This window comes from Lysinibacillus sp. 38-6 (genome assembly GCF_046245175.1).
Lineage (GTDB): Bacteria > Bacillota > Bacilli > Bacillales_A > Planococcaceae > Lysinibacillus.
The window spans coordinates 1,991,891-2,014,567 of the sequence record NZ_CP176417.1 but is presented as its reverse complement, the minus strand read 5'-3'; the positions used below and the strand labels follow the sequence as shown (position 1 = coordinate 2,014,567).

Here is a 22,677-nt window from a genome sequence, read left to right as displayed (position 1 = left end):
CATGTTTTTCTTTACTGATAAAAAAGGCGAAAGATTAAAGTATGATACAGAGAGCATTATTGCCCTACACAGTAACATTGCAACGCCATCCTATAATTACATTACGGCGGAGGTTGAAAATGGAAGACGTGTGGTGCTCGGGAGACAATTGCAACCGCGCCCGATTGACGCTCGATTTCTGTTAAAAGCATATGACTTTCATGATACGTATTTATTACGTGATGCGTTATATGCAGTTTTATCTTTCGCTGATGATTTATATTTTCATGAAAGTGCAGTACCTCAAAAACGATGGAAAGTACTTGTAAATGGTGGCGTAATGGGCGATAAAGGCTATACGCATGCAAGCTATGATGTAAGCCTATTAGCTGTGGACGGTAGAGCGGAAAGTTTCGGTACATCCTTAGACCTCCAGACTCGGAAAGAGTGGGATGTCAATCTATGGTCTTGGGGAATGGGGATTGACTGGGACAAAGAATATCGTTATGAGCATGCATCCAATTCATTTGTCATTGAAAACATCGGGAACATCGTCATCGATCCACGAGAACATGAATTGGAAATAACTATTAAAGCAACAGCTAGTTCTTATTTGCAGGTCAAAAATAATACAACAGGTGATGTATACCGTTACAATGGTGCTCTCACAATTAATGATGTTTTAATTTTAAAAGGTATACAGTCATTAAAAAACGGCGTGTCGGTTTTTAAGCATACAAATAAAAAGTTATTAACATTAGGGATAGGTCGCAATCAATTTACCGTAACAGGTGGAACGATTGCATCTATCTCTTTTAATTTTCGATTTTTATATATGTAAAGTGAGGTGTTTTCGATGTCTAGGCTATATAATACCAATTCACCTTTAAGCAGGGAAGAAAGGATAAATGTTAATAATACTTGGCAGGACATCTTACAGCGTTTTGCAAATTTACAATATCAGATAAATGTTTTAGCTGGTGGAGATGAAGTCGATGAGTTATTACAACGATTAAATGACGGTGTAGAAAATGCAAATAAAACGGTACAACAAGCAATAGATACAAATAAAAAGTTAACGCAAGAAGCGCTGAAAAAAAACAACATGTCATTGCAACAGGCACTGAATACAGTCTCGCAAACGCTTGAAGACATGAAAAAGACGATTGAGGATGCCAATACAGCTGCTAAAATTGAGGCAAATAAAGCGGTGCAACAAGCGATTGAAACAAATAAAAAATCGACGCAAGAAGCGCTAGAACAAAACGACGTAGCATTGAAACAGGCTATAAACACAGTTTCGCAAACGCTTGAAGGTATCAAAAAGACGATTGCAGATGCGAATAAGGCGAAAACCGAGGCAAATAAAGCGAAACAAGGTGCATTAGAGGCAACAGAGCAAGCTCAAACAGCTCTTAGTGCAATAGAGTCTCTTATTACAAATATTAGTCATCGTGGCGTTTGGAATGATAAAACACAGTATTATAAAAATAATATTGCTATCTTTAAAGGGTCAACATTTTTCGCATTACAAAATAACTTAGGCAAAACACCACCTACATTTCCAACTCAATCCAATGCCTATTGGTCTTTATTAGCTGAAAAAGGAGCCAAAGGTGCGCAAGGATTACCAGGTAAAGATGGTAAAGACGGTAAGGATGGAAAAGATGGAAAAGATGGAAAAGATGGAAAAGATGGAACAGGTCTGAATGTTATTGCTGAGTTGAAAAGTGAAAATGATAGACCGTCAACTGGTGAACCAGGTGACGCTTATCTGATTAATGGGAATCTTCATGTATGGCAAGTAAACCTAAAAAAATGGAAAGATGTTGGGCCAATTCAAGGACCACAAGGGAAATCAGCATATGAACTAGCTGTAGAAAATGGTTTTAAAGGGACGATGGAAGAATGGCTTGAATCATTGAAAGGTGCTCAAGGTCCGCGTGGGTTACAAGGGACAGCAGGACCACCGGGGCAACCAGGAAAACAAGGAATACCGGGACCACAAGGCCCAGCAGGACCACGAGGACAACAAGGACCACAGGGACCACAAGGCCAAGCTGGGGCACCCGGACCACGAGGACAACAAGGACCACGGGGACCTGCTGGACCACCGGGACCACCAGGAGAATCAAATTCCCATGATTATTTTGTTCAGGCGAAACAAGACGCAAACGGAACCTATAATTTTACGATTCCAGGTATTACAGCATATGTACCAGGATTACGTGTTCTTCTTCAACCAACAGAACATAATAAGAACGGTAGAGTAAAATTCAATATCAATGGTCTTGGAGCTAAAGATGTAAGCTTTCAAAATCAATTAATAGAAGGACAAACGCCAATTATTTATATGGAGAGTAGACAGACATTACAAGCGTACAAAGTTTATGAATTTGTTTATAATGGCCGAGATTTTAATGCTATAGGTGTGCCACATATAACCGATCATCCACAATTAGCATTCTTTGATAATATGCCAGTATCAGCACAAGGTGTACGAACATTAGTTGAAACAAAAGCAAACAAAGAGCTAACTCCCAGAACCCAAGTTGTAGTCAAGTCAGCATGGATTAACCACCGATCAAGTTTTAGTGGAAGACCTGGTGAATTTGAGCCTTTAACATATTATAAAGATGAATTTGGAATTGTTCATTTACAAGGTACTATCGCGAGACTAGGAATAACAAGTGATCGTGTCTATGGTACTTTGCCAGTAGGATATAGACCAAGCAAAAAGATTGATGTATGTGCTGTCGGATATAGTATACGTTCTACAAGTGATAAACTGGTAGTTGTTAGTATAGACACTAATGGCGACATCAGTGGCGAATTCCAAATAAATGCTGTTACAGTTGCTTGTTCCTTTAGGACAACCTAGGGAGGTGATTTCTTGTGCATAAGCATATTTATCAAGTGAATAGCGATGGCTTTATTGAGGAAGTATTTTTAGGGCAATTTGACGAGACAGGTAAACTGATTGAACCGATTGGTGAGTACGTCACGACTGATTTACCACAGCCCTTACCGTTTTATCGTCCAAAATGGGATGGTATTCAATGGGTTGAAGGCGCAAGAGAAGAAGAGCTAGCGGAGCATAAAGAACAACAATTACTGGAGAGTTTAAAGCCGTCAGTGGAAGAAATAGAAGATGCAGATTTAGAAGTAAAGATTCTTACCATGTTATTAGAAATGGAGGTATTTCAATCATGGAGAAACATTTAGAAGGATTGACTCTTGTACAAAAACGATTGGTGAAAGCATATGCAACGAGTATTTTGGGCGAGGTTCGTACCGTTAAAGATGTGAAACCAGAAGCATTACAAAGATATGTAGAGTTAGAAATTGCAGAGCGTGAAATTGCTACATTGGCAGTTGAATAAAGCAGGTGATTTGTGTTGATTTATGTTACATCATTAGATGGTTCGCAAATTGAGCCACTTCATGATATTGTGACTGATTTTAATATGGAACAGTCAGTAGACGGCACTTTTACAGTGTCGTTTTCTTGTTTTAAGGGACCAAACAATCCTGGATATGATGTATTGGAGTCAGAATCCATAGTTACTGTCGATGGCTATGATTTTAGAGTCAAGCAGTATAGTAATACTACGCATAGTAAAACCGTAATGGCCGTCAGTGTGTTTTATGACTTGACTAAAGTACAACAACATGCTCACTTTAGTGGGCATCATACTCTACAAAATCATCTTCATTTTGCGTTAAATGGTACGGGTTGGACAGTGATCATTGATGATGATATTGCACAAAAGACAAATTATATACGCTCGTTAGGTAAAGGGAATATCGTGTCATTAGTTAAAAAAATATGCAATTATCATGAAGTTGAATATATACTATTGCCGGATAAAAAAATTCATTTCAAGAAAGAAATAGGTGGCGATTACGATTATCAATATCGTTATAAACACAATATTTCTAGTGTGGTACTAAATGAGGATACGACAAACTTAGCTACTGTTATAAAAGGATATGGTGCAGATGGTTTAACGGTGGAGTATCGGTCACCGAACATTGCTACGTTTGGTCGATTAGAAGCGGAACCAGTGAGAGATGAGCGTTTTACAAACCGTGAAACCTTGCTAAATTATATAAAATCGCAGCTGCAAGACGTACCAGAATTAGCGATTGAGTCAACGATACCTGAACTTGTTGAACGTGAAATTGGAGAACGTATATGGTTGATTTATGAGCCATTGCTAATCGAAATGCAGACACGGATTCTTCAACAAACAAAGGTATTGCGTGATGGGAAATTAATCACTCAAAGTGTAGTATTCGGTAATAGCTTACCGAAAACAGCAGAGGATGTGATGGTTGACCAGAAAAAGGAGTTAGATGATACGAATGAAGAATTAGGTGAAATGAAACAAGAGTTGACTACAAATATGGATGAAACAAAGAAAAAGTTTCAGAGTAAATTTGACAAAACGGACGATAGAATCACATTGGAAGTGACACAGTTAAATCGATCTATTGGTGCTATTGAAGTAAAAGCAGATAACATTAGTCTGGCAGTTAATAATCGTATTACTAAAGAAATAGCAGCCATTGAAGTAAAGGCAGATGATATTAGTCTATCAGTCAATAATCGTATTACAAAAGAAATAGCTGCTATTGAAATAAAGGCTGATAAAATTAGTCAAACGGTTAATAATCGCATCACAAATGAAGTAGCTGCTATTAATGTCCGTGCTAATCAAATACAGTCTACGGTCAGTGCTCAAGCTGTCCAGATACAAGGCATTGGTACAAGAGTGGCCAATGCTGAATCGTCCATTACACAACAAGCTCATCAGATTTCACAGAAAGTATCGGTCACTGATTTTAACGGGAATACAATATCCTCATTAATCAATCAAACGGCTACTTCGGTAAAAATTCGAGCGCAAAACATTGAGTTGCAGGGGGCTGTCAGAGTTCTTTCAGACATAAGTGGTAATTTGGGGACAATTCATGCAGGTTACATTCGTATTAAAGAAGATATTCACATGGGAAATAGACTCCATTTCAGCGATTTGACTTCGGTAGGTGGAGCAAACGGGACGATTCAATTAAGTGCTTGGAATGACATCGTATATAGCGGATCACGACACTCGTTTAATGGAACGGTTGATTTTAGTGGAGCGAGAGTAGTAGGTCTAGGTGGTGGAGGAAATTATGTAAGTACTAACACACTGGGTCTAGAAATTACACAAAGTTCAAATAACGCAAGAACGATAGTATTTAAAAGATTTGGGCGAGATTTAGGTACCATCACATTAAGATAAGGAGATATCTATATGGCACAAAATTATTTTTTAATTTCAAATGAAGGAACAGCGTTTGCATTAGAAGGCAACATAGATTTAGCGCAGATTCAAAGAATACTCAATACACCGCAAAATGTTGCCGTGCGATTAGGGCGTAAAGTGGTCAGTAAGTTTATGATCCATGCTGTGGCGAAAAATGAGTGTTCGGATATGGAAGATTATAATTTAGGAATCACAGTTGGACAAAGTAAGCTTCGTACGAATGCGGATGATTTAGAAAAGGTATTAGATGCATTAGAAGCTGATATTAACAAAATGGAATATGTCATGATAAATGACGCAATGCTAATTTTTAAACATGCTTTTCAGGTCGCTGAAGCGGAATAAATAACAAAGACGCAAGCATAAGCTTAGCGTTATTTTTTTGCCTTCCACATCATGTTTGAGGAGGGTTTTTATTATGAAAAAAAGGAAGGTGTGCAATGAAAACAGACACATTATATACATCACTCGTAGGCGGCTCCATGGCAGGAGTCGCTTATTTTGTTGGTGGCATTGACCATTTAATTAAAGCATTCGTTATCTTTATTGCCATTGATTACATTTTAGGCATCATGGTTGCTTTTGTTGTGAAAAACGTTGATAGCAGAAAAGCTTTAATCGGACTGTTTAAAAAAGTGGCAATGATTTTGATGGTCATTGCTGCAGTGCAACTAGACTTAGCAACAGAGAGCGGGAACTTTATGCGGAATGCCATGATTCTCTTTCTGATTGGTATGGAAGGCATCAGTATGATTGAGAATCTTGGTAAGTTAGGGATGAAAGTTCCGAAGTTTTTAACGAACGCTTTTAAACAGCTACAAATCGACAATGATGATAAAAAGGATGATAAACAATGAGTGTCACAACAACATGTCGAGATTTAGCTGAACTATTACCAGTTGCGCAAACGGCGTGCAGATTGCTCTTTCAAGAGTGCTATAAAGCAGGGATAAAAGACATCTTTATTACCGAAACATATCGTTCACAAGCACGCCAAAATTATTTGTATCAGCAGGGACGTACAAGACCAGGGAAAGTTGTGACGTGGACGCTGAAGAGTAATCATACTTCACGATTAGCATGGGACATTGCCGTGGCTCCCCCAAAACCCTTATATGATGTTGATACATTAACAAAAGTAGGGGCAATTGCTCGTAATTTAGGGATTACATGGGGTGGTGATTGGACACAAAGAATTGACCGTCCGCATTTTGAAGTGAAGCGTAATTGGAAGATTCCTAGAGGCTACAAATTAGAAGGACAAGTAATCGTGCCAAGTAACAGTAAATTGAAAGTTCAATTAATTGTGAAAGACAAGAAGGAGGATATTAAAGTGGCAAATACAATTTGGAATCCAGGTTCACCAGCTATAAGAACTGAGACGGAAAACTTTATTGAACAGGCAGTAAAGGATGGGGTTATAAATGCTTCACACTTGAAGGATTTACAAAGTGGTGTGATGACAACGGATCGGTTAGTAGGGTTGTATATTACTATTCAGCAGAGACGTAACATAATGTAATAAATTTGACCCTTTTCAAAAATGAGTGGGGGTTTTATAGTTATCGTATCTATTTGAAAGCCCAGGTACTCTTATTAAGTGAGTACCTGGGCTTTTTTTGTTTATTCATCATAAGGTCTATACTTTGAGGTAAGCCCTTTAGCTACATCTTTTCTACTTTCAATATCTTCTTTTAAGAATAATCGATTGCGACTAAGTTCTTTTACTGGAACTATTTTCCCTCGTTTTACAAGGGAATTTAATGCCTGCCGTGATATTTGTAATTCCTCTAAAACCTCTGTTGTATTTAATATTTCAAATTGAACCAATTTAATAAATTCTTCTTTATTAGCTGCTTTGTATTTAGTCAATGCATTAACATCTTTTCTTTTTTAAAAATACAACGATATTAACAATAACTAAAATTAAGCTTATTGAGTAAATGACTATCATGGAGTAATCAAAAAATTGAGTTCTTTCCAATTATTACTATAAAATTATATATTAGTTAATTTTATTAATAATTAGTGTAAAATATTATACATCTGTAATAGATATTAATTAGAAGTGGGGTTTTTAAATGTACGATGAAATTTACGAAGATGTACAGATTCTAAAAAATTTATTAGTGAATTTTGCTACTAGTTCTGGACCTGTAGATAATGAGGAGTTTAGTGATTTAAGAAAAAAGCTAATGTCAAATAGTTGTATAAGAGATTTTTTGCCCGGTTTTTTAGGATATTGTAGAACATTAACGGAATTTTGGGGGTTTATTAAAGAAAAATTCCCATCATATCAAGAAAGAAGAAATTATCTAAGAGATGAGTTTAACCCAGCTTTGACATTTCTCGAAGATTTAATGTATAAAGGTTCACCTTTAGATAATGTGGTTAATAAAACAATTAATAATAACGCTGGAGCATATATTAAAGAATCCTGGGAGAAAGCATTAAATCGTAGAATAAATGACCCAGAAGGAGCTATAACAATGGCAAGAACACTCCTAGAAACAACAATGAAACATATCTTAGATGAATCAAAGAGAAATTATGATGAAAAAGCAGATTTACCTCAATTATATAAAGAAGTACAAAGCATTCTCGGATTAGCACCAAATGAATATACAGAGGAAATTTTCAAGAAAATACTAAGTGGTTGCGTATCAGTTGTAACTGGTCTAGGCGCTTTAAGAAATAAGCTTAGTGATGCTCATGGGAAAGGTAAGAATGGAACAAAGCCTTCTGTACGCCATGCACAACTTGCAGTGAATTTAGCAGGGAGTATGGCAGAATTTTTGATTTCGTCGTGGGAGGAAAAAAAGCAAAAAGAACTAAGTAGATAAATAATATGTATTCGTTTATTTTCACAAGCACCCGTTTTTAATCAGGTGCTTTTTTTATCTGAGAAAAATAAAATAGACAACCAAAACTGGCTGAATGAGAGTGATTAAAATGAGTGTTTTAATTTTAAACTTCTAAAAAAGGATTTGAAAATAATTAGATCTTCAACCCTAAGCATATGGTATTATTTAGTGTGAATACAAATATTTTACGAAGTTGCATTTGAATAGTGGTAATAGAGTAAATTAGTGTTTTAAAATTGCTCGTTTCTTAAAAGGAGTGTGAATTATGGAAATAGGTATAGCAAATCTAGGTACAGTTAAATATGGAAATGTTAAATTAGAAGGATTAACAGTGATAGCAGGAGAAAATGATACCGGAAAAAGTACAATAGGAAAAACTATCTTTGCAATTATAAAAGGAATGAATAATCATCGTAAAGATTTTAAAGAAGATAAAATTACTGAGATTGATGAAATAATAGATAATATTTATTTTAAATTTAGGAGAATTACAAAAAATAGTGTAGAGAATAACCTAGGTTTTTCAAGTAGTTTTATTTACCCTCCAAAAGTTCGTAGAGAGGTTTTACGATTAATAAATTTGGAGGATTTTGATGCATTATATAGTTTCATAAATATTTATTTAATTGAACTTGAACATGAAGCAGAAATGTTAAATGTTCCTGGAGAGAATTTACTTGAAATTAATCCATTATTAAGAGAACTGAGAAGTGTTGTAAGATCGTTAGAGAACCCTATAGAATATTTAGGTGATTCAGTAGAGTTGGCATTAAAATCAGAGTTTGGTAATGATTTAAATAATAAATTTACTAGTGAAGCTGCTCATATCGAATATTCAGAAAATGGTGAGGGGATATTAGATGCTTATTTAGAAAATAATAGGATGATGCAAATTTCATATACTGATACACCTCTTGAATTAGAAGATGCCACTTATATAGAGTCGCCGTTAATTTTTCAATTGTATAAAACCATCGCAGATGCTAAAAGTTTTTCGAGTAAACGAAGATATAAGAGTATTAGAGATAAAAATAATCATAAAATCCCATTCCACTTTACGGATTTAATTTCCAAAATGTCCGATTCATCATATTATGAATCTAATTTCTTTGATTTTAACCTTGGTCAAGAATTCATAGAAGAAATTATAGAAATAATAGATGGTGACAGCAATTTTAATAATGAAATAGAAGATTTTTTATTTAGTAGAGAATTTGAAAGTAACTACTATTCATTTGGAACATCTAATGTTGCTTCTGGAATAAAATCGTTTAGTATTATTCAAATGTTGTTAAAAGCTGAGATTATTAATGAGCGCAGTTTAATTATAATTGATGAACCAGAAATACATTTACACCCAAAATGGCAAGTTAAATATTGTGAATTGATTGTAAAACTAGCTAGCAAAGGTGTGAAAATTTTAATTACATCACATAGTCCTTATACAATTCAAGCTTTAAAATATTTTAGCAAAAAATATGAGTTAAATAATAAGACACATTTTTATTTAGCAGAAAAAATAGTTGGAGAAAAACAAACAAGAATTTTTAATGTGGATGATGATTTAAATACAGTATTTAAAAAGTTGTCAGATCCATTAAAAAAGCTACTATAGGGGTATATCTATGTTAAACAATTTTTTGGAAAAAGGACTGGAAATTGGGCTTTTTGATATTAAGCCTTTACGAGAATTAGATACTAATAGGCGAATAAACTCGGATGTAGAAGTAATCGATTTCGATAATGTGAAAGATAGTTTATTTAAAAAATTAAATGAAAATAATACTTTTTCATTAGAATTGACTAAATCTTGTGACGCGCTAAAAATTATCCCGTTAGAAAATAGATTAGATTTTATAGAAATAAAAGGTATAGAAATTTTTTGTGAGAGAAATGCACACTTAACGGGAGTAGAAATTGAAACAGCTATTGAGAAACAACTTTTAAGATTTGATCTTCAAAATAAAATTGATCACAGTTTATTTATAATTCAATTATTAATTCAAATTAATCAAATGGGGTTGGATGGTAAACAAAGAGCAAGTTTTTTTAATCAAATACTTAGTGAATATATAGTCGTAATCGATTCACATATTGAAAATAATGGTATCCTTGAAATCAGTGCAATGTTAGAATTTTGGGCTGAAACCTCAAATATTAAAGATGAATTCATAATAAAGTTAAAAGAAGAAATGGGCAAAGTTTCTGTATTAAAAATTCGTGAACCAAGATTAATGTTTCAATCTGAATTAGATGGTTTTTATGCAGAAAATATTAAAATAGATCAATCTTTTTTACAAAAAACTATTGATGAATGATTAATTTATATAAATTATTATTTTTTAATATTAGATGTAATAATAGTTATAAGCTTAAAAGGGCCCTCGTGAGGGGTTTCTAAAAATAACGGGGTAAACAAAAGGTAAACATTGTAGCTATGAAGTGTTGATATATCAGCATTGTAGTATGTCCTCCTGGGACGTCCTATAAGCCTTACAGCCTCAATGGTTGTAAGGCTTTTTATTTTTATATTAAATCCGACCCTAATCACAACGGAATGGCTTTAGGGGCTTGTCCATCATGAATTAGTAATGCTGCTGAAGGATACCGTATATCATCAAAATGTATCCGAAGTAAATGGAGGTACCTTTTCGTATAGTGATACCTCCATTAGCTAATTGTGCCAGGGCAAAAGGGTTGCGCATTCATTTGAAAATACTATGTTCATTCTAATCGTTTATCGGGATCATCTTCAAACTGACTATTTTTGTTGTTCTTAGATAGAATGGTTTACTACTTTTTTCGTTTATACTGTTCACCAATCGTAATTTAACGTACTTCACAATAATTACTTCCTTCAGTGAGTCTATAACCATCAAAATAATGATTATTAAGATAGTGATATAGTCTTTTCTTCGCAAAATCGTATTCTACATGAAAGAACGCTTGAATTGTAATAATTGCTTTTTCCTCATTTGTAGGTAGTTTCAGCTTATTAAGCATAAAAGTGGGTACACAGGCTTGGAGAGCAAAACTATTTGCTTTCCATTCTTGATACTCTCTAAAAAGCGGAATTGATTTTGCTTGATTACCAGAGTGTACCGTCGCATGACATAACTCATGCCCGAAATCCTGCCACTGCCTTTCTTCAGACAATCTAGAATCAATAAAAATTACATTTCCTGTATTGGTAGAATCGTAAGGTAAAAAGTATAGTGTAAAACCAAGGCGTGAGGCAATTAATCCTGGATTAAGATGCTTAGGCGTCGTCACATCAATACTTGTATATAATTCACGAATATAATCTTCTAGATGAGTATAAATAAAATTCATAATATCCCTCTTTTATCAAACGTATGTTCTGTTTATGGTAACAAAAAAATTCACCAAAGAAAAGGCGAATTTTTAAAATGATTGGAAATGTTGCAAATTATTGTGATTTTATTTTTTGTTTTCTTGTTGACGTTTCAATACTTCATAGAAAACTTCAAATTGTTCTAACGCATCCAATAAATTTTCGGGCTGGTTTTTAAAAAATAAATCTTCTCTAGTTAAAAAGAAATCAATTACCTCTTTTTGATATGCACTTAGATTGTTGTATTCATTATCAGAGATGCCAGCTTGGGTATGTAAAGCTCCTTGATTATCCGTGCGACCTAAAAGATAATCTATAGACACATTATAGTAGTCCGCAATTTTTTCTAAAATTTCATAATCAGGATTTCTCTTACCTTGTTCATAAGCAGTATAAGCTGGTCTAGTAATGCCTAGAATGTCTGCTATATCTTGTTGAGTTTTGTTATTTGATTTTCGTAGATATTTCAAGCGTCCACCTAGCATAATTTCACCTCGCGTTTCTAAATATCATTATATGTAACAAATTGTTACTAATCCAATAAAAAATAAAAATGTAACGAAACGATACAAATATGATTGACTAAGTAACGAATTGATACTATATTATAAATAAGCTATATGAAAGTTGGTGAATAATTGGAAAATCGAACTTGGTTAAAGACAAAACGTTTAGCAAATAATCTGACGCATGATGATGTCGCTAAAGCATCTGGAATTAAACGAGCATATTATACCATGATTGAACAAGGTAAACGCAGGCCTTCTGTACATGTTGCTAAATCTATTGCGGTAGTACTAGATTTTGATTGGGTTCTTTTTTTTGATGATAAAAGTAACGATTCGTTACAAAATAGCTGTGTAAATGTGTTTGTGTAGCGATATGATACAAAGTTTATTAATAAAGGAGGATATATTGACATGAAATTATTACAAATTATCTTATATGAAAATTGTAGAGTCCTGACGACAGCACAAATTGCTGAAAGTTATGGAACAAATAGTGACCATATTTATAAGAACTTTTCAGAAAATAAAGATCAATATAAAGAATATAAGCACTTTATCAAATTAGAAGGTAAGGAATTATTGAATTTTCGAGAAACGCAGCAACATTTACAAATATGCAATCAGGGTAGAGCGTTATATCTTTGGACTGAAAAGGGAGCTTGGCTACATGCTAAATTTCTAAATACAGATGAAGCTTGGGACGCGTATGAAAATTTAGTAGACGAATACTACACGGTGAAAGAAAATGTAATTCCTTTATTTAAAACTCAAACATATGTGACCGATCTACGTACAACTGCTGATTTAGTGAAAGATACTCAAGCGATTCAACAAGAACAGCATGGACAGGACCTGTCTATGATTATCGAAAAAGTTGATGCACAAATAACATTAACTTCTGGTGAACAACGCGCTGTACGAAAAGAAGTTGCCATAAAAGTTTATGAGATTGAAGATGATACAAACATCCAACCTCAATTATTTCGTGAATTGCATCGTGAAATTAAGAATCGTTTTGCTGTAGCTAGTTATAAAGATATTCGTAGGAAAGATTTGCAAAATGTACTGAATTACATTCGATCTTGGATTCCTCGAAAGGTATCCTAACTCTCGTTTTATTAATTGTTGAAGTTTGGTTTGTGAGTTGAACAAGGGTGTTGTCATCAAACAATTAGTTAGTACCAATCTATAGTCTTAGCAAGGGGCGAATAGCCAGTTAATTTTAAGTCTAAAAGATAAGGGCAATGTCATTGTAGACCTAATCTACAAACCTGGCACAAAAGTTATTGACCGACATATTAACAAAACGACTAGAGTGAATGTTCAAACGTGTTGATACCCAGTCAGGAGAATAATACATTGCAATGTAATAACTACAGATGGGCAGGTGAAGAATAGTGCAAAAAACGGGCGACAGAATGGCAGAAGTCATGGAGGAGCTAATGGCGAGAAGCAAGCTATATATGGAGACTACTGTAGCGATTGAGGAAACTCAATATAACTGTTCTAAGTGTAAGGATACTGGTAGTTACTTAGTCCGTAAAAAAAATGGTTACTATATCCGAGGTGTTGAAGTGGTGCAAGACTATTATGTCGTTTGTGAATGCAACATGATGCTCAAGATTAATAGACTTATTGAATCGAGTGCAATTACAAAAGAGTTTCAGAAAATGAGCCTTAAAAACTTCTCGACGGATAATGTTCATCCCAAAGTTGTAGAAATGAAAAGTAAAGTGAAACAGTATTATGCAGCCTTTGAAGCAATTAGAGGTTTCAGACAAAACAGCATTATGCTTGTGGGACAACCTGGGTGTGGCAAGACACACTTATTAACCGCGCTATCTAACTATCTGATCCATTCAAAGCAAGTGCCTGTTCTATACTTTCCATACAAAGATGGCTTGAACAAGATCGCTGCTAACAATTTTGAACGTAAAATGGAAATTATGACTCAGATGAAAGAGGTTGATGTCTTGTTCATTGACGATTTATTTAAGCCAATCGGTGGCAAAGTTAATGTGAAGTCGTGGCAGACTGAGGTCATCTTCGAAGTGGTCAACGCTCGTTATTTGAGCAACAAACCTTTATTAATATCTAGTGAATTGTCTCTTGATGACATGCTTTATATCGATGAGGCTTTAACTAGTCGACTGTTTGAAATGACGCAAGATTTCATAGTAACTATTCAGAAGGATAAGAAAGTGAATTATCGATTGCGCAAACTATTCGAAAAAAGATAGAGAGAGACCCATCCCCTTATCGGAGGGAGAATAGATGACGAAACAACAGGAAAAAACGTTTTATTTTTAGTAAATGGATATAAAGCATTTAAAAGTGTAGTATTAACAGTTCGTTATGAATCAGATATGGGAGGTAGCAGTTTGAATCCAATATTTTTAGGTTTTGGAGTAAAACCGTATGCAGTTATCATATGGCGTAAAGGGGATGAGAATAAATCGAAAACAATTTGCTTTGACGAGTGTGAATTACAAACAGCATTAGCAATGCATATTAATCCTAATGGCTTTTATCATCGATATGAGCCCCAAATTTATTACTCTGCATAGAGGGAGAATATGATTACACTTAGGAGGGAAAATTTATGTTAAAAGAGAGAGCGCTAGTTATTACACCGGATGTTTTGGATTCAATGATTACAGACTACCATTGGATGGTTAACGCTATCAAAGAAATGCGAGAAGAAATGGTCATAGGGGCAAAGACGGCACAATATGGTATTGAGGCGTCATTACCAAAGGCAGTAGGCGGGATAGGTGATCCAATTATGCAAGAGGCTATTAGACGATCGAAAAATAATAAACGTGTTGCAGATTACGAGAAAAAGATATTAGAGGTTCAGAAACTTCTTGAAAAAGTTACAGGCGATAGGGAGATTCAAGTATTAAATTGGATGTTAGATGGAAAATCTAAGCGTTGGATAGCAAAAAAAATGGAATTGAGTCACACACAAATACAAAATATTAAAGAAAATATTTTAATCAAAATGTTAGCTTAAAAAGGATCCCTCATATAAATTGAGGGATCCTAAAACTTTTTATTGGCCTGAAACTTTGTCTACTTGTGTTGTTGTAAATCTTTTTATAAAGGATAACTTTTTTTCCATCTGGCAATTTGGTAATTCTTCTTGCATTTTAACTAATCGTCTCTTAGGGATACACTGAATGAAAGCAATCAGTAGTAACTTTCCATACTTTCCAGAGTTGCCATACTTTAAATATTATGTGAGTTAGAAATAATAATGTAAACTAGGCTATAGGCAGGTTAGGTAAGATTTATATTTTGAATTTAGGGAAAGCCAATAGTTCCAAAGTTAATGCGCACAACTTAATAGTATATAAATGGATTTTTCTATCGGTCGTAGGTAATTACGATTTCAAACTTTCCAAAGTTGCCATACTTTAAACATTATGTGAGTTAGAAATTATCATGTAAACTAGATTTAGGCAAGGTAGCTAAGATTTTCTTCTGTTTGTATTATATTTTGAATATAGGGAGAAACAACAACGATAACAAAAGTATATAAAAAGATTTTATCAATCGGTCGTAGGTAACTACGACTTTTTATTATGCCTAATCTCGTCTTTTTCGAACTTGTAGACGTTAAAGAATAAGTTTTTAAATGTTACCGTTACACTATTTTAGGAAAAGGAGGGCTAGTGCTATTAAAAGAAAGTTGTATCATTTTTTAGGATGAGGAGGTGTTATCAGCAAAAAATGATTTCTCTATGTATCGAACGAAGTTGTCCTTTAAAAGGAGGGTGTTTGCTTAATGGCATTTGAATTTAAGGAAGTAAAGCAGTTAGCTGCAAACTTAAAAGAACTCACTATTACAACTGAGAAGATACACAAAAAAGTGGCTGAGAGAGTTGCCCAAATAGCTATTCAGAAAGTGAAAATGCTTACACCTGTAGATAATAATCGGTTTCGTGATAACTGGAAATACCATATTGTTAAAGAGGGTAATAATTTTATCATTATTATTTATAATCAGTTAGAATATCCGCTTTTTGTTGAGAAAAGGCATAATGTTATGACTGGACGAACAGTAGGTTTTGTAGATGGTCAATATATACTTAAACTCACGGAACAAGAAATGGAACATCTTATACCTCAAATGTGGGAACACGAAATCGAGAAGGAATGGAGGCGTAAAATGGGTGGTTAATGTAACAGATCGTATTAAAACGTTAGCAATCATGCAATTACGATCTTTGTATCCCGATAACAATCAATATCAAATTTACAATAAACCTGTTAAGCAAGACTTAAAATTACCTGCATTTTTAGTTCGAATCATAAACGTGCATCAAGAGCGAAGTATGAAGAATCAAGCAATTCGGACCTATTCATTTAGCATCGTCTATTTACCATCTACAGATGAAATAGATGATGAATGCTTAAATGTACTGGAAGTTATTCAAAACAACTTTAAATACCTTGCGGATAGTTTCCAAATACATGAAATAGAAGGGGAAATAGTTAATGAAACACTAATGATTAATTTTCAAGTGAAAGCGAGACTTTACGACAGTCAAGAAGAAGCGAAAATGAAAACATTGGAGGGCGTTGGATTTGACACAAATAATGACTTTTAAACAAAAAACAGTGAAGCAGCCAGGGAATAAAAAATTCTCTAAGGCTGCTTTTTTAGATAGCGCTCAATCTTCAAAAGAGCGTTTAGAGTATCAAGTTGTGCTTCAAGATGGCGTAACTTATACAAAAATAGAAGCTGATAAACAAGTATCCGAGTGGAAACAAAAAGGAGGAATTGCATAATGGGTGGAATTTGGGAAACGCAAAATAAAGTACGTCCTGATGCTTATATTAATTTTGAAACAAACAGTTTAAATACAATGGGACTTGATTCTAATGGGGCTCTAGTTGTACCTGTGACACTTGATTGGGGTGAGGTTGGTAAGTTTATTAAACTCTCTTCAAATACAAAGTCTAGGAGCTTATTCGGTAAAGCACTGAGTGATATTTTACCTCTTCGAGAAGCTTTTAAGGCTACTGGAAATGTTTATTTGTATAACCTTAATGGCGTTGGTGAGAAAGCGAAAGCGACAGTTGAAGGATTAACAGCTACTGCGAAGTTCGGTGGAACTGATGGAAATAGGATTCACATTATTACGACAACTGGATTAGACGGTTCTACAACAGTAAAAACCTATTTTGACGGTATTCAAGTGGACTTACAAAAGGTGATTACTTTCGAAGATTTAAAATCAAATGAATATGTATTGTTTAATGGTTCATTACCAACAGGTGATGCTACTTTGACTTTAGCTGGTGGAACAACAGTAGCTGCTACAAACGAGTCCATATCGGAGTTCGCGTCTGCATTGGATACTTTGAATTTTAAGGTAGTAGCATATGGGACTGCTGACAATTCAATAAAAGAGCTACTTGCCTTAAAGGTAAAAGAACTGCGAGAACAAGCAGGTAAACGCGTTACATTCGTTACGAATAATTATAATGCTGCAGACCATGAAAGCACAGTATCGATTAAAAATGGCGTCACACTTGATGGTGGGGAAATCTTAAGTGCACATGAGGCGGTGTACTGGTTTGGTGCAGCATTTGCAGCATCCACTGTAGGTTCATTAACATATGCAAAATATCCGGGTGCAATAGAAGCGGAAGCGATGACCAATGATGAAGTCATTAAAGCATTACAAGACGGTCATATTGTCTTCACTTTCAATAATGATGAAGTAGTAGTAGAGCAGGATATAAATACTTTCCATTCATTTACACCGTCTAAAAACCAAGATTTCCGTAAAGGAAAAATCGATCGAGGAATGACTATTGTTGAAAATAACACACGCCACATTTTCCGAAAATACTTCATCGGTAAAGTGAATAATAATGAAGATGGAAGAGATTTATTTAAGAAGCAATTAATGAAAACAGTGCTCGATCCATATGTTCGGTTAGGGGTTATCCATCCATATCTGCCTGAAGATATTACTGTTGAGCAAGGTGATGAAAAAGATGCCGTATTTGCAGTGATTGGTATCAAGTTTATCGATGCAATGGAAAAATTATATATGCGCGTTGAGTGTAAATAAAAGGGGGAAAATTAGATGGCAGCGAACGTAATGCAAACAAAAGACGCAATGTCCTCACGTGAGGGCTTGGTATTTATTAATATTGAAGGGCAAACATATGAATTTGCAGAAATTCTTAAATTCAAGGCGGAAGTAGAATACAACAAAGTAGAAGTAAAACGTTTAAATGCTCGTATGGAAGGTTCAAAAATTGTCGGAGCAAAAGGTGTCGGTGAAATGACGATGTATTACCATCGCCCCGAGGTTCGAGCGATGGCCATGAACTATCTACGTTCAGGGAAATCGCCAATGTTTGATGCAACAATTGTCAATGCGGATATTACTAGTGCAGCTGGTAAACAAACCGTGGATGTCCGAAATATTGTTCCAGATAAAACACTACTAGCAATGCTTGATGCAGATAGTGCAGACACACTAAAAGACGAATTTTCATTCACATTTGACGATTTTGAAATCTTAAACCAATTTAGCGTTATCCAATAAGGAGGAAACTGTAAATGAGTAACTTTAAAGCATTCATGAAAGAAAATGTAATGGCGGTAGAACCTATCGAGTTATCCCTACAACGTTTTGCAGAACCTATTAAATTACGACCTGTTCCATCTGAAGAAGCGGATTTGATTAACGATAGATGTTTTAAAAATGTAGCCGGCAAAAGAGGACGCCAAGAACGAGTATTTGATCCAGTAGCATACAACCGTAGATTAAACGTAGCAGCTATCGTATACCCAGACCTAAATAATACAGAATTACAACAATCTTATGGCGTAAAAGGTGCAGAGGCCTTATACGGAAGAATGTTTCTAGCAGGTGAAACATCGCTGATTTCAGAAAAAGTATCCGAAATTAGCGGAAGTGATATTACGCTCGAAGATGAAGTGGAAGAAGTAAAAAACTAATACAAGGCAGTGACGATGAGCGCGACGGACTAGCATTTTATGCACATGTTGCGCTTCATCGGTTCAATATACTGCCTAACTCGTTTTTAAGTATGGATCGCAAAGAGCGCGCATTCATTATCGCAAGTTTGGATATAGAACTTGAAAAAGAGGCAGAGGCCTCGAAAAAGTAATAAGGTAATTATAATTTTATAAAAAAGACATGCCTTGTTGGGTATGTCTTTTTTAGCCCTAAAATGAGGTGAGTGTTATGTCAGTGCGTACAACCATGACCTTGACCGATAGAATGACGGGTACTCTTCATAAGATGATGAAAGCTATGAATAGTACAATCCGAACGATGGAGCAAATGCATATATCATCCAATAGAGCAGGGGATATGCGTAGCCTGCAACGTGCAACGGTCGTTATCCAGAGTGCTAGTGTAGCTTTTAATAGATTAGGGACGAGTGCAAGACTAGCAAATCAAAGTATTAGTAACGTGGGTGTTGGATTTATAGGGACTTCGGGAGGGATAGCAGCCGCCACAAGCGGAGTGGATAAATTTTTGAGTAAATTTGTAGGTTTTGCTTCTAAACTTTTGTCGGTAAAGAATTTAACTGAGGGTTTTAAAAAGTTAGCAAACGCATCTGATTCATATAGTAATACCAATGCGAAGCTTGCGAATATGAATGACGGTTCGCAAACACAAGCGGAGTTACAGGATAAGATTTATAGAGCTTCTCAGCGTAGTTTAAGCTCTTATGATGAGATGGCTACTAGTGTTGCTAAATTAAACATTAGTGATACTTTTAGTAGCAATGATGAAGCTATCCGTTTCAGTGAGCTGATGAATAAATCTTTCGCTGCTTCAGGAGCTAGTAGTCAAGAAAAGGCTGAAAGTATAAAACAATTAACGCAAGCAATGGCTTCTGGAGGATTGCAAGGTGATGAGTTTACATCGATCGCAGAAAAGGCTCCATTGCTTGCAGATGCAATTGCAAATTCGTTAGGAAAAAGTACAAGTGAACTAAAGCAAATGTCATCAGATGGAGAAATTACAGCGGATATTATTAAAAATGCATTATTTAATGCTGCTGACGAAATTGAAGATAAATTCAGTAAAACGCCGATAACATTTTCAGATGCCATGACTGTATTAAAAAACGATGCGCAAAATGCATTTGAACCTATATTTAAACGATTCAGCGAATTTGTTAATTCGGACGCATTTGGGGTTTTAGCAGGTCATGCAATGATGTTTATTAATCTATTTGTAGCTGGATTATCACTTGTTTTTGATGCTCTTGAGATGATTTACAACACAATCGGTGCGGTAGGAACATTTATGTATGATAACGCTAATTGGGTGGTGCCTATACTCGTAACAATGGGTGTTGTTCTAGGATCAATTGTAGCAATTTTGCTAACTAAATATGCTGTTTTAGGTTTGGTTAGGACAGCAACCCTTGCGTGGGCTGCAGCACAATGGATAGTTGATGCTGCTTATTTAACAAGCCCTATTACGTGGGTCATCATTGGAATTATTGCAGTTATTGCTTTAGTTGTAACCGCAATGGTGATGTGGGGTGAACAGACAGCTGCTGTATTTGGTGCAATTGTTGGAGGTGTTTATTGGCTAGGTGCTGCCTTCTATAACGTTATGATCGGTATAGCTAACCTTGCTATTACCGTTGCTGAATGGTTCGTTAACACATGGAATCAGGCAATATTTTTTGTACAACTAGCATGGATTGCCTTTAATCTGATGGTTAGAACTGTATTAGATGCCATAGGAAATAATATTATTAGCGTAGCTGAGTGGATTGCAAATACCTTCAACGATTTAGTATATGGTATACAGATGGCATTTTATACGATGGGTACTATGGTGCTGAAAACGGTTGGTGGTATAGCAGATGGTATTTTTAACGTCATTAATAAAGCATTAGGCGGAATATCTGATCTTATCAACGGTGCAATCGGTGGAGTAAATAAATTCATAGGTTTACTTAATGGTGTGTTGGATACCGATCTTAATAAGATAGGTACAGTAGATTTAAAATTAAGTAGTGGTGCAACTAACTTTGGGGAAACGCTTCAAAATCTTATTAAAGCGCCTACAAAGGCTGACAAGATTACTCTAGGAAGAATGAACACCGCTGGGGATTATATGAATAATGTTACTATGCCGACTGCACCAATCAAAAAACAATTTGAGCGTTTAGATTACAAAGACTTAGGTAATGCATACGACAAAGGATACGAATTAGGAAATTCTCTTTCACTTGCTGGCAGTGAAAAAATAAATAGTTTGGTAGATAAAGCTAAAGGGCTAGCGGGATTAGGGAACAAAGATGAAGAAAATACTAATTCATTTCCATCCAGGTTGACAGATGATGCTGTAAAATCAGCACCTTCAGATTCAGGTCTTGGTCAAATAAATGCACCTTCACAATCAGGTCTTGGAAAAAACGCTGATGATAATCAAAAACTTAATGGTGGAAATATAGATAAAGTTGGCAAGATTGAAGACAAAATCAATCTAGCAGACGAATATCTCGAATTATTTAAAGATATTGCGGAAGGTAAAGCGATCAATAACATTGTGTCGCTTACACCAAATTTACAGGTCCATAATAATTTTGAAGATACAACCGGTAGTGCAATGGAAAAAATGCTTAATAAATTCGGTGATTTATCTAATACGAGTGGCAACGTTGTTAAAATAAATGACTATGTATCACAAGCATTGAATGTTCCGGTTAGGGATGAAGTTGCAGTATCAAACGAAGTACGAGAGAAAATTTCTGCTTCACCTATAGCAAATACTAGTAAAGATGTTGTGCAGCATATTCAAAGTGAACCGAAGTTTTATTTCACTGGTGATATTCGGGAAAAAGTGGATGTTCATGAAGTTGTAAAGTTTATTACACAAGGTTTGAAAGATGAGCAGAATCGTTCGGTAGAGGGGGTATATGGATGATAGGAATCTATTTAAGTGCTAACAATGACAAAGAAGGATTTCGTATCCCTGTAAATCCGCCAGAATTATCATTTAAACAGGATGCAGATGGAGAAGAATTTGCAGTCGCTAAGATTGGAACTGTTAAAGTGCCTAAACCTATGAAATTACCCGAGTTCTCATTCTCCTCGTTTTTTCCGGCGCAAGATACACATTATGCTGAAACACAATTTATTGAACCTAAAAAGTATATTGAGCAAATAAAAAAGTGGATGGCCGAAGAAACGGTTATCCGCTTTGTTTATGTAGGTGGTTCATTCTCTATTAACGACCAGTTTACTATTGAAAGCTTTGAAGCAAAAGATCAATTTGGTACGTCCGACGTGGATTATACTATCTCTTTTAAAAAGTATGTGCCATTTGGATTTAAAAAAATGGAACTTGTTCATAAGAGTAATGTACCAACTGTATCTGCCAAGAAAAAGACAGTGAAGAAAGTTGTGAAAAAGGAAGCTCCAAGAGAAAACTCTAAGCAAATACCACAGACGTATAGTTTAGTAAAGGGTGATTCGCTTTGGAAAATCGCGCAAAAGTATACCGGAAACGGAGCAAATTATAAAGCATTGCAAACCTTGAACGGGATTAAAGATAGTGATTTAAGGAAGTTGCCAATTGGATTAAAAGTGAAAATTCCGCCTGAATGGACGGCCAAGAAATGAG

The 22,677-nt window shown here is 35.1% G+C and carries 27 protein-coding genes; 24 read left to right on the top strand and 3 right to left on the bottom strand.

Going from position 1 to position 22,677, the window contains the following annotated elements:
- The first annotated feature begins 1 nt into the window (after nucleotide 1).
- The 8 genes from ACKVEV_RS10435 to ACKVEV_RS10400 all read left to right on the top strand — a co-directional run bounded on the left by ACKVEV_RS10435 (nucleotide 2) and on the right by ACKVEV_RS10400 (nucleotide 6,816).
- Nucleotides 2-820 carry a phage tail domain-containing protein gene (locus ACKVEV_RS10435; protein WP_409370304.1) on the top strand — a complete coding sequence of 273 codons (819 nt, stop codon included), beginning with the start codon at nucleotides 2-4 and terminating at the stop codon, nucleotides 818-820.
- Between the two features lie 15 nt (nucleotides 821-835).
- The gene (locus ACKVEV_RS10430) at nucleotides 836-2,860 is read left to right on the top strand and encodes a hypothetical protein (RefSeq protein WP_409370303.1); all 2,025 of its coding nucleotides are present in this window, start codon (nucleotides 836-838) and stop codon (nucleotides 2,858-2,860) included.
- Between the two features lie 14 nt (nucleotides 2,861-2,874).
- A complete protein-coding gene (locus tag ACKVEV_RS10425) occupies nucleotides 2,875-3,204 on the top strand; it encodes a hypothetical protein (protein ID WP_409370302.1) in 330 nt (109 codons plus the stop codon).
- Nucleotides 3,189-3,362, top strand: a complete 174-nt coding sequence (locus ACKVEV_RS10420; protein ID WP_409370301.1) for a hypothetical protein — start codon at nucleotides 3,189-3,191, stop codon at nucleotides 3,360-3,362. The genes ACKVEV_RS10425 and ACKVEV_RS10420 overlap by 16 nt, the downstream gene beginning before the upstream one ends.
- Nucleotides 3,363-3,377: 15 nt before the next feature.
- Nucleotides 3,378-5,270, top strand: a complete 1,893-nt coding sequence (locus ACKVEV_RS10415; protein WP_409370300.1) for a phage tail protein — start codon at nucleotides 3,378-3,380, stop codon at nucleotides 5,268-5,270.
- Between the two features lie 12 nt (nucleotides 5,271-5,282).
- Nucleotides 5,283-5,639 (top strand): hypothetical protein, encoded by a 357-nt coding sequence (locus ACKVEV_RS10410; RefSeq protein WP_409370299.1) that lies wholly within the window; start codon nucleotides 5,283-5,285, stop codon nucleotides 5,637-5,639.
- A gap of 95 nt (nucleotides 5,640-5,734) precedes the next feature.
- Nucleotides 5,735-6,151, top strand: a complete 417-nt coding sequence (locus tag ACKVEV_RS10405) for a holin family protein (protein ID WP_409370298.1) — start codon at nucleotides 5,735-5,737, stop codon at nucleotides 6,149-6,151.
- Entirely contained in the window at nucleotides 6,148-6,816 is a 669-nt protein-coding gene (locus tag ACKVEV_RS10400) for a M15 family metallopeptidase (protein ID WP_409370297.1), read from the top strand. The genes ACKVEV_RS10405 and ACKVEV_RS10400 overlap by 4 nt, the downstream gene beginning before the upstream one ends.
- A 101-nt stretch (nucleotides 6,817-6,917) precedes the next feature.
- Here ACKVEV_RS10400 and ACKVEV_RS10395 read toward each other — a convergent pair whose 3' ends face one another.
- Complete coding sequence (locus tag ACKVEV_RS10395; RefSeq protein ID WP_409370296.1) at nucleotides 6,918-7,166, bottom strand: helix-turn-helix transcriptional regulator; 249 nt, start codon at nucleotides 7,164-7,166, stop codon at nucleotides 6,918-6,920.
- Nucleotides 7,167-7,375: 209 nt separating this feature from the next.
- Between ACKVEV_RS10395 and ACKVEV_RS10390 the strand changes: the two genes are divergently transcribed.
- The 3 genes from ACKVEV_RS10390 (at nucleotide 7,376) to ACKVEV_RS10380 (ending at nucleotide 10,476) form a co-directional block, all read left to right on the top strand.
- Nucleotides 7,376-8,137 (top strand): abortive infection family protein, encoded by a 762-nt coding sequence (locus ACKVEV_RS10390; protein WP_409370295.1) that lies wholly within the window; start codon nucleotides 7,376-7,378, stop codon nucleotides 8,135-8,137.
- Nucleotides 8,138-8,423: 286 nt separating this feature from the next.
- Nucleotides 8,424-9,773, top strand: coding sequence for an AAA family ATPase (locus ACKVEV_RS10385; protein ID WP_409370294.1), 1,350 nt, complete (start codon nucleotides 8,424-8,426; stop codon nucleotides 9,771-9,773).
- 10 nt (nucleotides 9,774-9,783) lie between these two features.
- Nucleotides 9,784-10,476, top strand: a complete 693-nt coding sequence (locus ACKVEV_RS10380; protein WP_409370293.1) for a hypothetical protein — start codon at nucleotides 9,784-9,786, stop codon at nucleotides 10,474-10,476.
- A 511-nt stretch (nucleotides 10,477-10,987) separates the two neighbouring features.
- Here the strand turns inward: ACKVEV_RS10380 and ACKVEV_RS10375 are convergent.
- Nucleotides 10,988-11,491 (bottom strand): ImmA/IrrE family metallo-endopeptidase, encoded by a 504-nt coding sequence (locus ACKVEV_RS10375; protein WP_409370292.1) that lies wholly within the window; start codon nucleotides 11,489-11,491, stop codon nucleotides 10,988-10,990.
- 108 nt (nucleotides 11,492-11,599) lie between these two features.
- Nucleotides 11,600-11,998: a helix-turn-helix domain-containing protein gene (locus ACKVEV_RS10370; RefSeq protein ID WP_409370291.1), complete on the bottom strand. Its 399-nt coding sequence runs from the start codon at nucleotides 11,996-11,998 to the stop codon at nucleotides 11,600-11,602.
- A gap of 153 nt (nucleotides 11,999-12,151) precedes the next feature.
- Between ACKVEV_RS10370 and ACKVEV_RS10365 the strand changes: the two genes are divergently transcribed.
- The 13 genes from ACKVEV_RS10365 (at nucleotide 12,152) to ACKVEV_RS10305 (ending at nucleotide 22,676) form a co-directional block, all read left to right on the top strand.
- Nucleotides 12,152-12,391 (top strand): helix-turn-helix transcriptional regulator, encoded by a 240-nt coding sequence (locus ACKVEV_RS10365; protein ID WP_409370290.1) that lies wholly within the window; start codon nucleotides 12,152-12,154, stop codon nucleotides 12,389-12,391.
- Nucleotides 12,392-12,433: 42 nt separating this feature from the next.
- The gene (locus ACKVEV_RS10360; RefSeq protein ID WP_409370289.1) at nucleotides 12,434-13,129 is read left to right on the top strand and encodes an ORF6N domain-containing protein; all 696 of its coding nucleotides are present in this window, start codon (nucleotides 12,434-12,436) and stop codon (nucleotides 13,127-13,129) included.
- A gap of 290 nt (nucleotides 13,130-13,419) precedes the next feature.
- On the top strand, nucleotides 13,420-14,262 hold the full coding sequence (locus ACKVEV_RS10355) for a DnaA ATPase domain-containing protein (RefSeq protein WP_409370288.1): 843 nt from the start codon (nucleotides 13,420-13,422) through the stop codon (nucleotides 14,260-14,262).
- A 141-nt stretch (nucleotides 14,263-14,403) separates the two neighbouring features.
- The gene (locus ACKVEV_RS10350; protein WP_409370287.1) at nucleotides 14,404-14,589 is read left to right on the top strand and encodes a hypothetical protein; all 186 of its coding nucleotides are present in this window, start codon (nucleotides 14,404-14,406) and stop codon (nucleotides 14,587-14,589) included.
- Between the two features lie 35 nt (nucleotides 14,590-14,624).
- Entirely contained in the window at nucleotides 14,625-15,038 is a 414-nt protein-coding gene (locus tag ACKVEV_RS10345; RefSeq protein WP_193768779.1) for a LuxR C-terminal-related transcriptional regulator, read from the top strand.
- A 774-nt stretch (nucleotides 15,039-15,812) separates the two neighbouring features.
- Entirely contained in the window at nucleotides 15,813-16,208 is a 396-nt protein-coding gene (locus tag ACKVEV_RS10340; RefSeq protein ID WP_409370286.1) for an HK97 gp10 family phage protein, read from the top strand.
- Entirely contained in the window at nucleotides 16,201-16,638 is a 438-nt protein-coding gene (locus ACKVEV_RS10335; protein ID WP_108029914.1) for a DUF6838 family protein, read from the top strand. The genes ACKVEV_RS10340 and ACKVEV_RS10335 overlap by 8 nt, the downstream gene beginning before the upstream one ends.
- A complete protein-coding gene (locus ACKVEV_RS10330; protein ID WP_337982613.1) occupies nucleotides 16,616-16,819 on the top strand; it encodes a hypothetical protein in 204 nt (67 codons plus the stop codon). The genes ACKVEV_RS10335 and ACKVEV_RS10330 overlap by 23 nt, the downstream gene beginning before the upstream one ends.
- On the top strand, nucleotides 16,819-18,114 hold the full coding sequence (locus ACKVEV_RS10325; RefSeq protein ID WP_409370285.1) for a phage tail sheath subtilisin-like domain-containing protein: 1,296 nt from the start codon (nucleotides 16,819-16,821) through the stop codon (nucleotides 18,112-18,114). Before ACKVEV_RS10330 ends, ACKVEV_RS10325 begins: the two co-directional genes overlap by 1 nt.
- Before the next feature lie 15 nt (nucleotides 18,115-18,129).
- Nucleotides 18,130-18,597 carry a phage tail tube protein gene (locus ACKVEV_RS10320; RefSeq protein WP_108029912.1) on the top strand — a complete coding sequence of 156 codons (468 nt, stop codon included), beginning with the start codon at nucleotides 18,130-18,132 and terminating at the stop codon, nucleotides 18,595-18,597.
- Between the two features lie 14 nt (nucleotides 18,598-18,611).
- Nucleotides 18,612-19,013: a phage tail assembly chaperone gene (locus tag ACKVEV_RS10315; RefSeq protein ID WP_108029911.1), complete on the top strand. Its 402-nt coding sequence runs from the start codon at nucleotides 18,612-18,614 to the stop codon at nucleotides 19,011-19,013.
- A gap of 250 nt (nucleotides 19,014-19,263) precedes the next feature.
- On the top strand, nucleotides 19,264-21,978 hold the full coding sequence (locus tag ACKVEV_RS10310; protein WP_409370284.1) for a tape measure protein: 2,715 nt from the start codon (nucleotides 19,264-19,266) through the stop codon (nucleotides 21,976-21,978).
- On the top strand, nucleotides 21,975-22,676 hold the full coding sequence (locus tag ACKVEV_RS10305) for a LysM peptidoglycan-binding domain-containing protein (RefSeq protein ID WP_409370283.1): 702 nt from the start codon (nucleotides 21,975-21,977) through the stop codon (nucleotides 22,674-22,676). Before ACKVEV_RS10310 ends, ACKVEV_RS10305 begins: the two co-directional genes overlap by 4 nt.
- Nucleotide 22,677: the final 1 nt, after the last annotated feature.

Coding starts and splice junctions, on each gene's coding strand:
- ACKVEV_RS10435 (WP_409370304.1), top strand. CDS start 2: ATGTTTTTCTTTACTGATAAAAAAGGCGAAAGATTAAAGTATGATACA.
- ACKVEV_RS10430 (WP_409370303.1), top strand. CDS start 836: ATGTCTAGGCTATATAATACCAATTCACCTTTAAGCAGGGAAGAAAGG.
- ACKVEV_RS10420 (WP_409370301.1), top strand. CDS start 3,189: ATGGAGAAACATTTAGAAGGATTGACTCTTGTACAAAAACGATTGGTG.
- ACKVEV_RS10410 (WP_409370299.1), top strand. CDS start 5,283: ATGGCACAAAATTATTTTTTAATTTCAAATGAAGGAACAGCGTTTGCA.
- ACKVEV_RS10405 (WP_409370298.1), top strand. CDS start 5,735: ATGAAAACAGACACATTATATACATCACTCGTAGGCGGCTCCATGGCA.
- ACKVEV_RS10400 (WP_409370297.1), top strand. CDS start 6,148: ATGAGTGTCACAACAACATGTCGAGATTTAGCTGAACTATTACCAGTT.
- ACKVEV_RS10390 (WP_409370295.1), top strand. CDS start 7,376: ATGTACGATGAAATTTACGAAGATGTACAGATTCTAAAAAATTTATTA.
- ACKVEV_RS10385 (WP_409370294.1), top strand. CDS start 8,424: ATGGAAATAGGTATAGCAAATCTAGGTACAGTTAAATATGGAAATGTT.
- ACKVEV_RS10380 (WP_409370293.1), top strand. CDS start 9,784: ATGTTAAACAATTTTTTGGAAAAAGGACTGGAAATTGGGCTTTTTGAT.
- ACKVEV_RS10375 (WP_409370292.1), bottom strand. CDS start 11,491: ATGAATTTTATTTATACTCATCTAGAAGATTATATTCGTGAATTATAT.
- ACKVEV_RS10370 (WP_409370291.1), bottom strand. CDS start 11,998: ATGCTAGGTGGACGCTTGAAATATCTACGAAAATCAAATAACAAAACT.
- ACKVEV_RS10360 (WP_409370289.1), top strand. CDS start 12,434: ATGAAATTATTACAAATTATCTTATATGAAAATTGTAGAGTCCTGACG.
- ACKVEV_RS10345 (WP_193768779.1), top strand. CDS start 14,625: ATGTTAAAAGAGAGAGCGCTAGTTATTACACCGGATGTTTTGGATTCA.
- ACKVEV_RS10340 (WP_409370286.1), top strand. CDS start 15,813: ATGGCATTTGAATTTAAGGAAGTAAAGCAGTTAGCTGCAAACTTAAAA.
- ACKVEV_RS10325 (WP_409370285.1), top strand. CDS start 16,819: ATGGGTGGAATTTGGGAAACGCAAAATAAAGTACGTCCTGATGCTTAT.
- ACKVEV_RS10320 (WP_108029912.1), top strand. CDS start 18,130: ATGGCAGCGAACGTAATGCAAACAAAAGACGCAATGTCCTCACGTGAG.
- ACKVEV_RS10315 (WP_108029911.1), top strand. CDS start 18,612: ATGAGTAACTTTAAAGCATTCATGAAAGAAAATGTAATGGCGGTAGAA.
- ACKVEV_RS10310 (WP_409370284.1), top strand. CDS start 19,264: ATGTCAGTGCGTACAACCATGACCTTGACCGATAGAATGACGGGTACT.
- ACKVEV_RS10305 (WP_409370283.1), top strand. CDS start 21,975: ATGATAGGAATCTATTTAAGTGCTAACAATGACAAAGAAGGATTTCGT.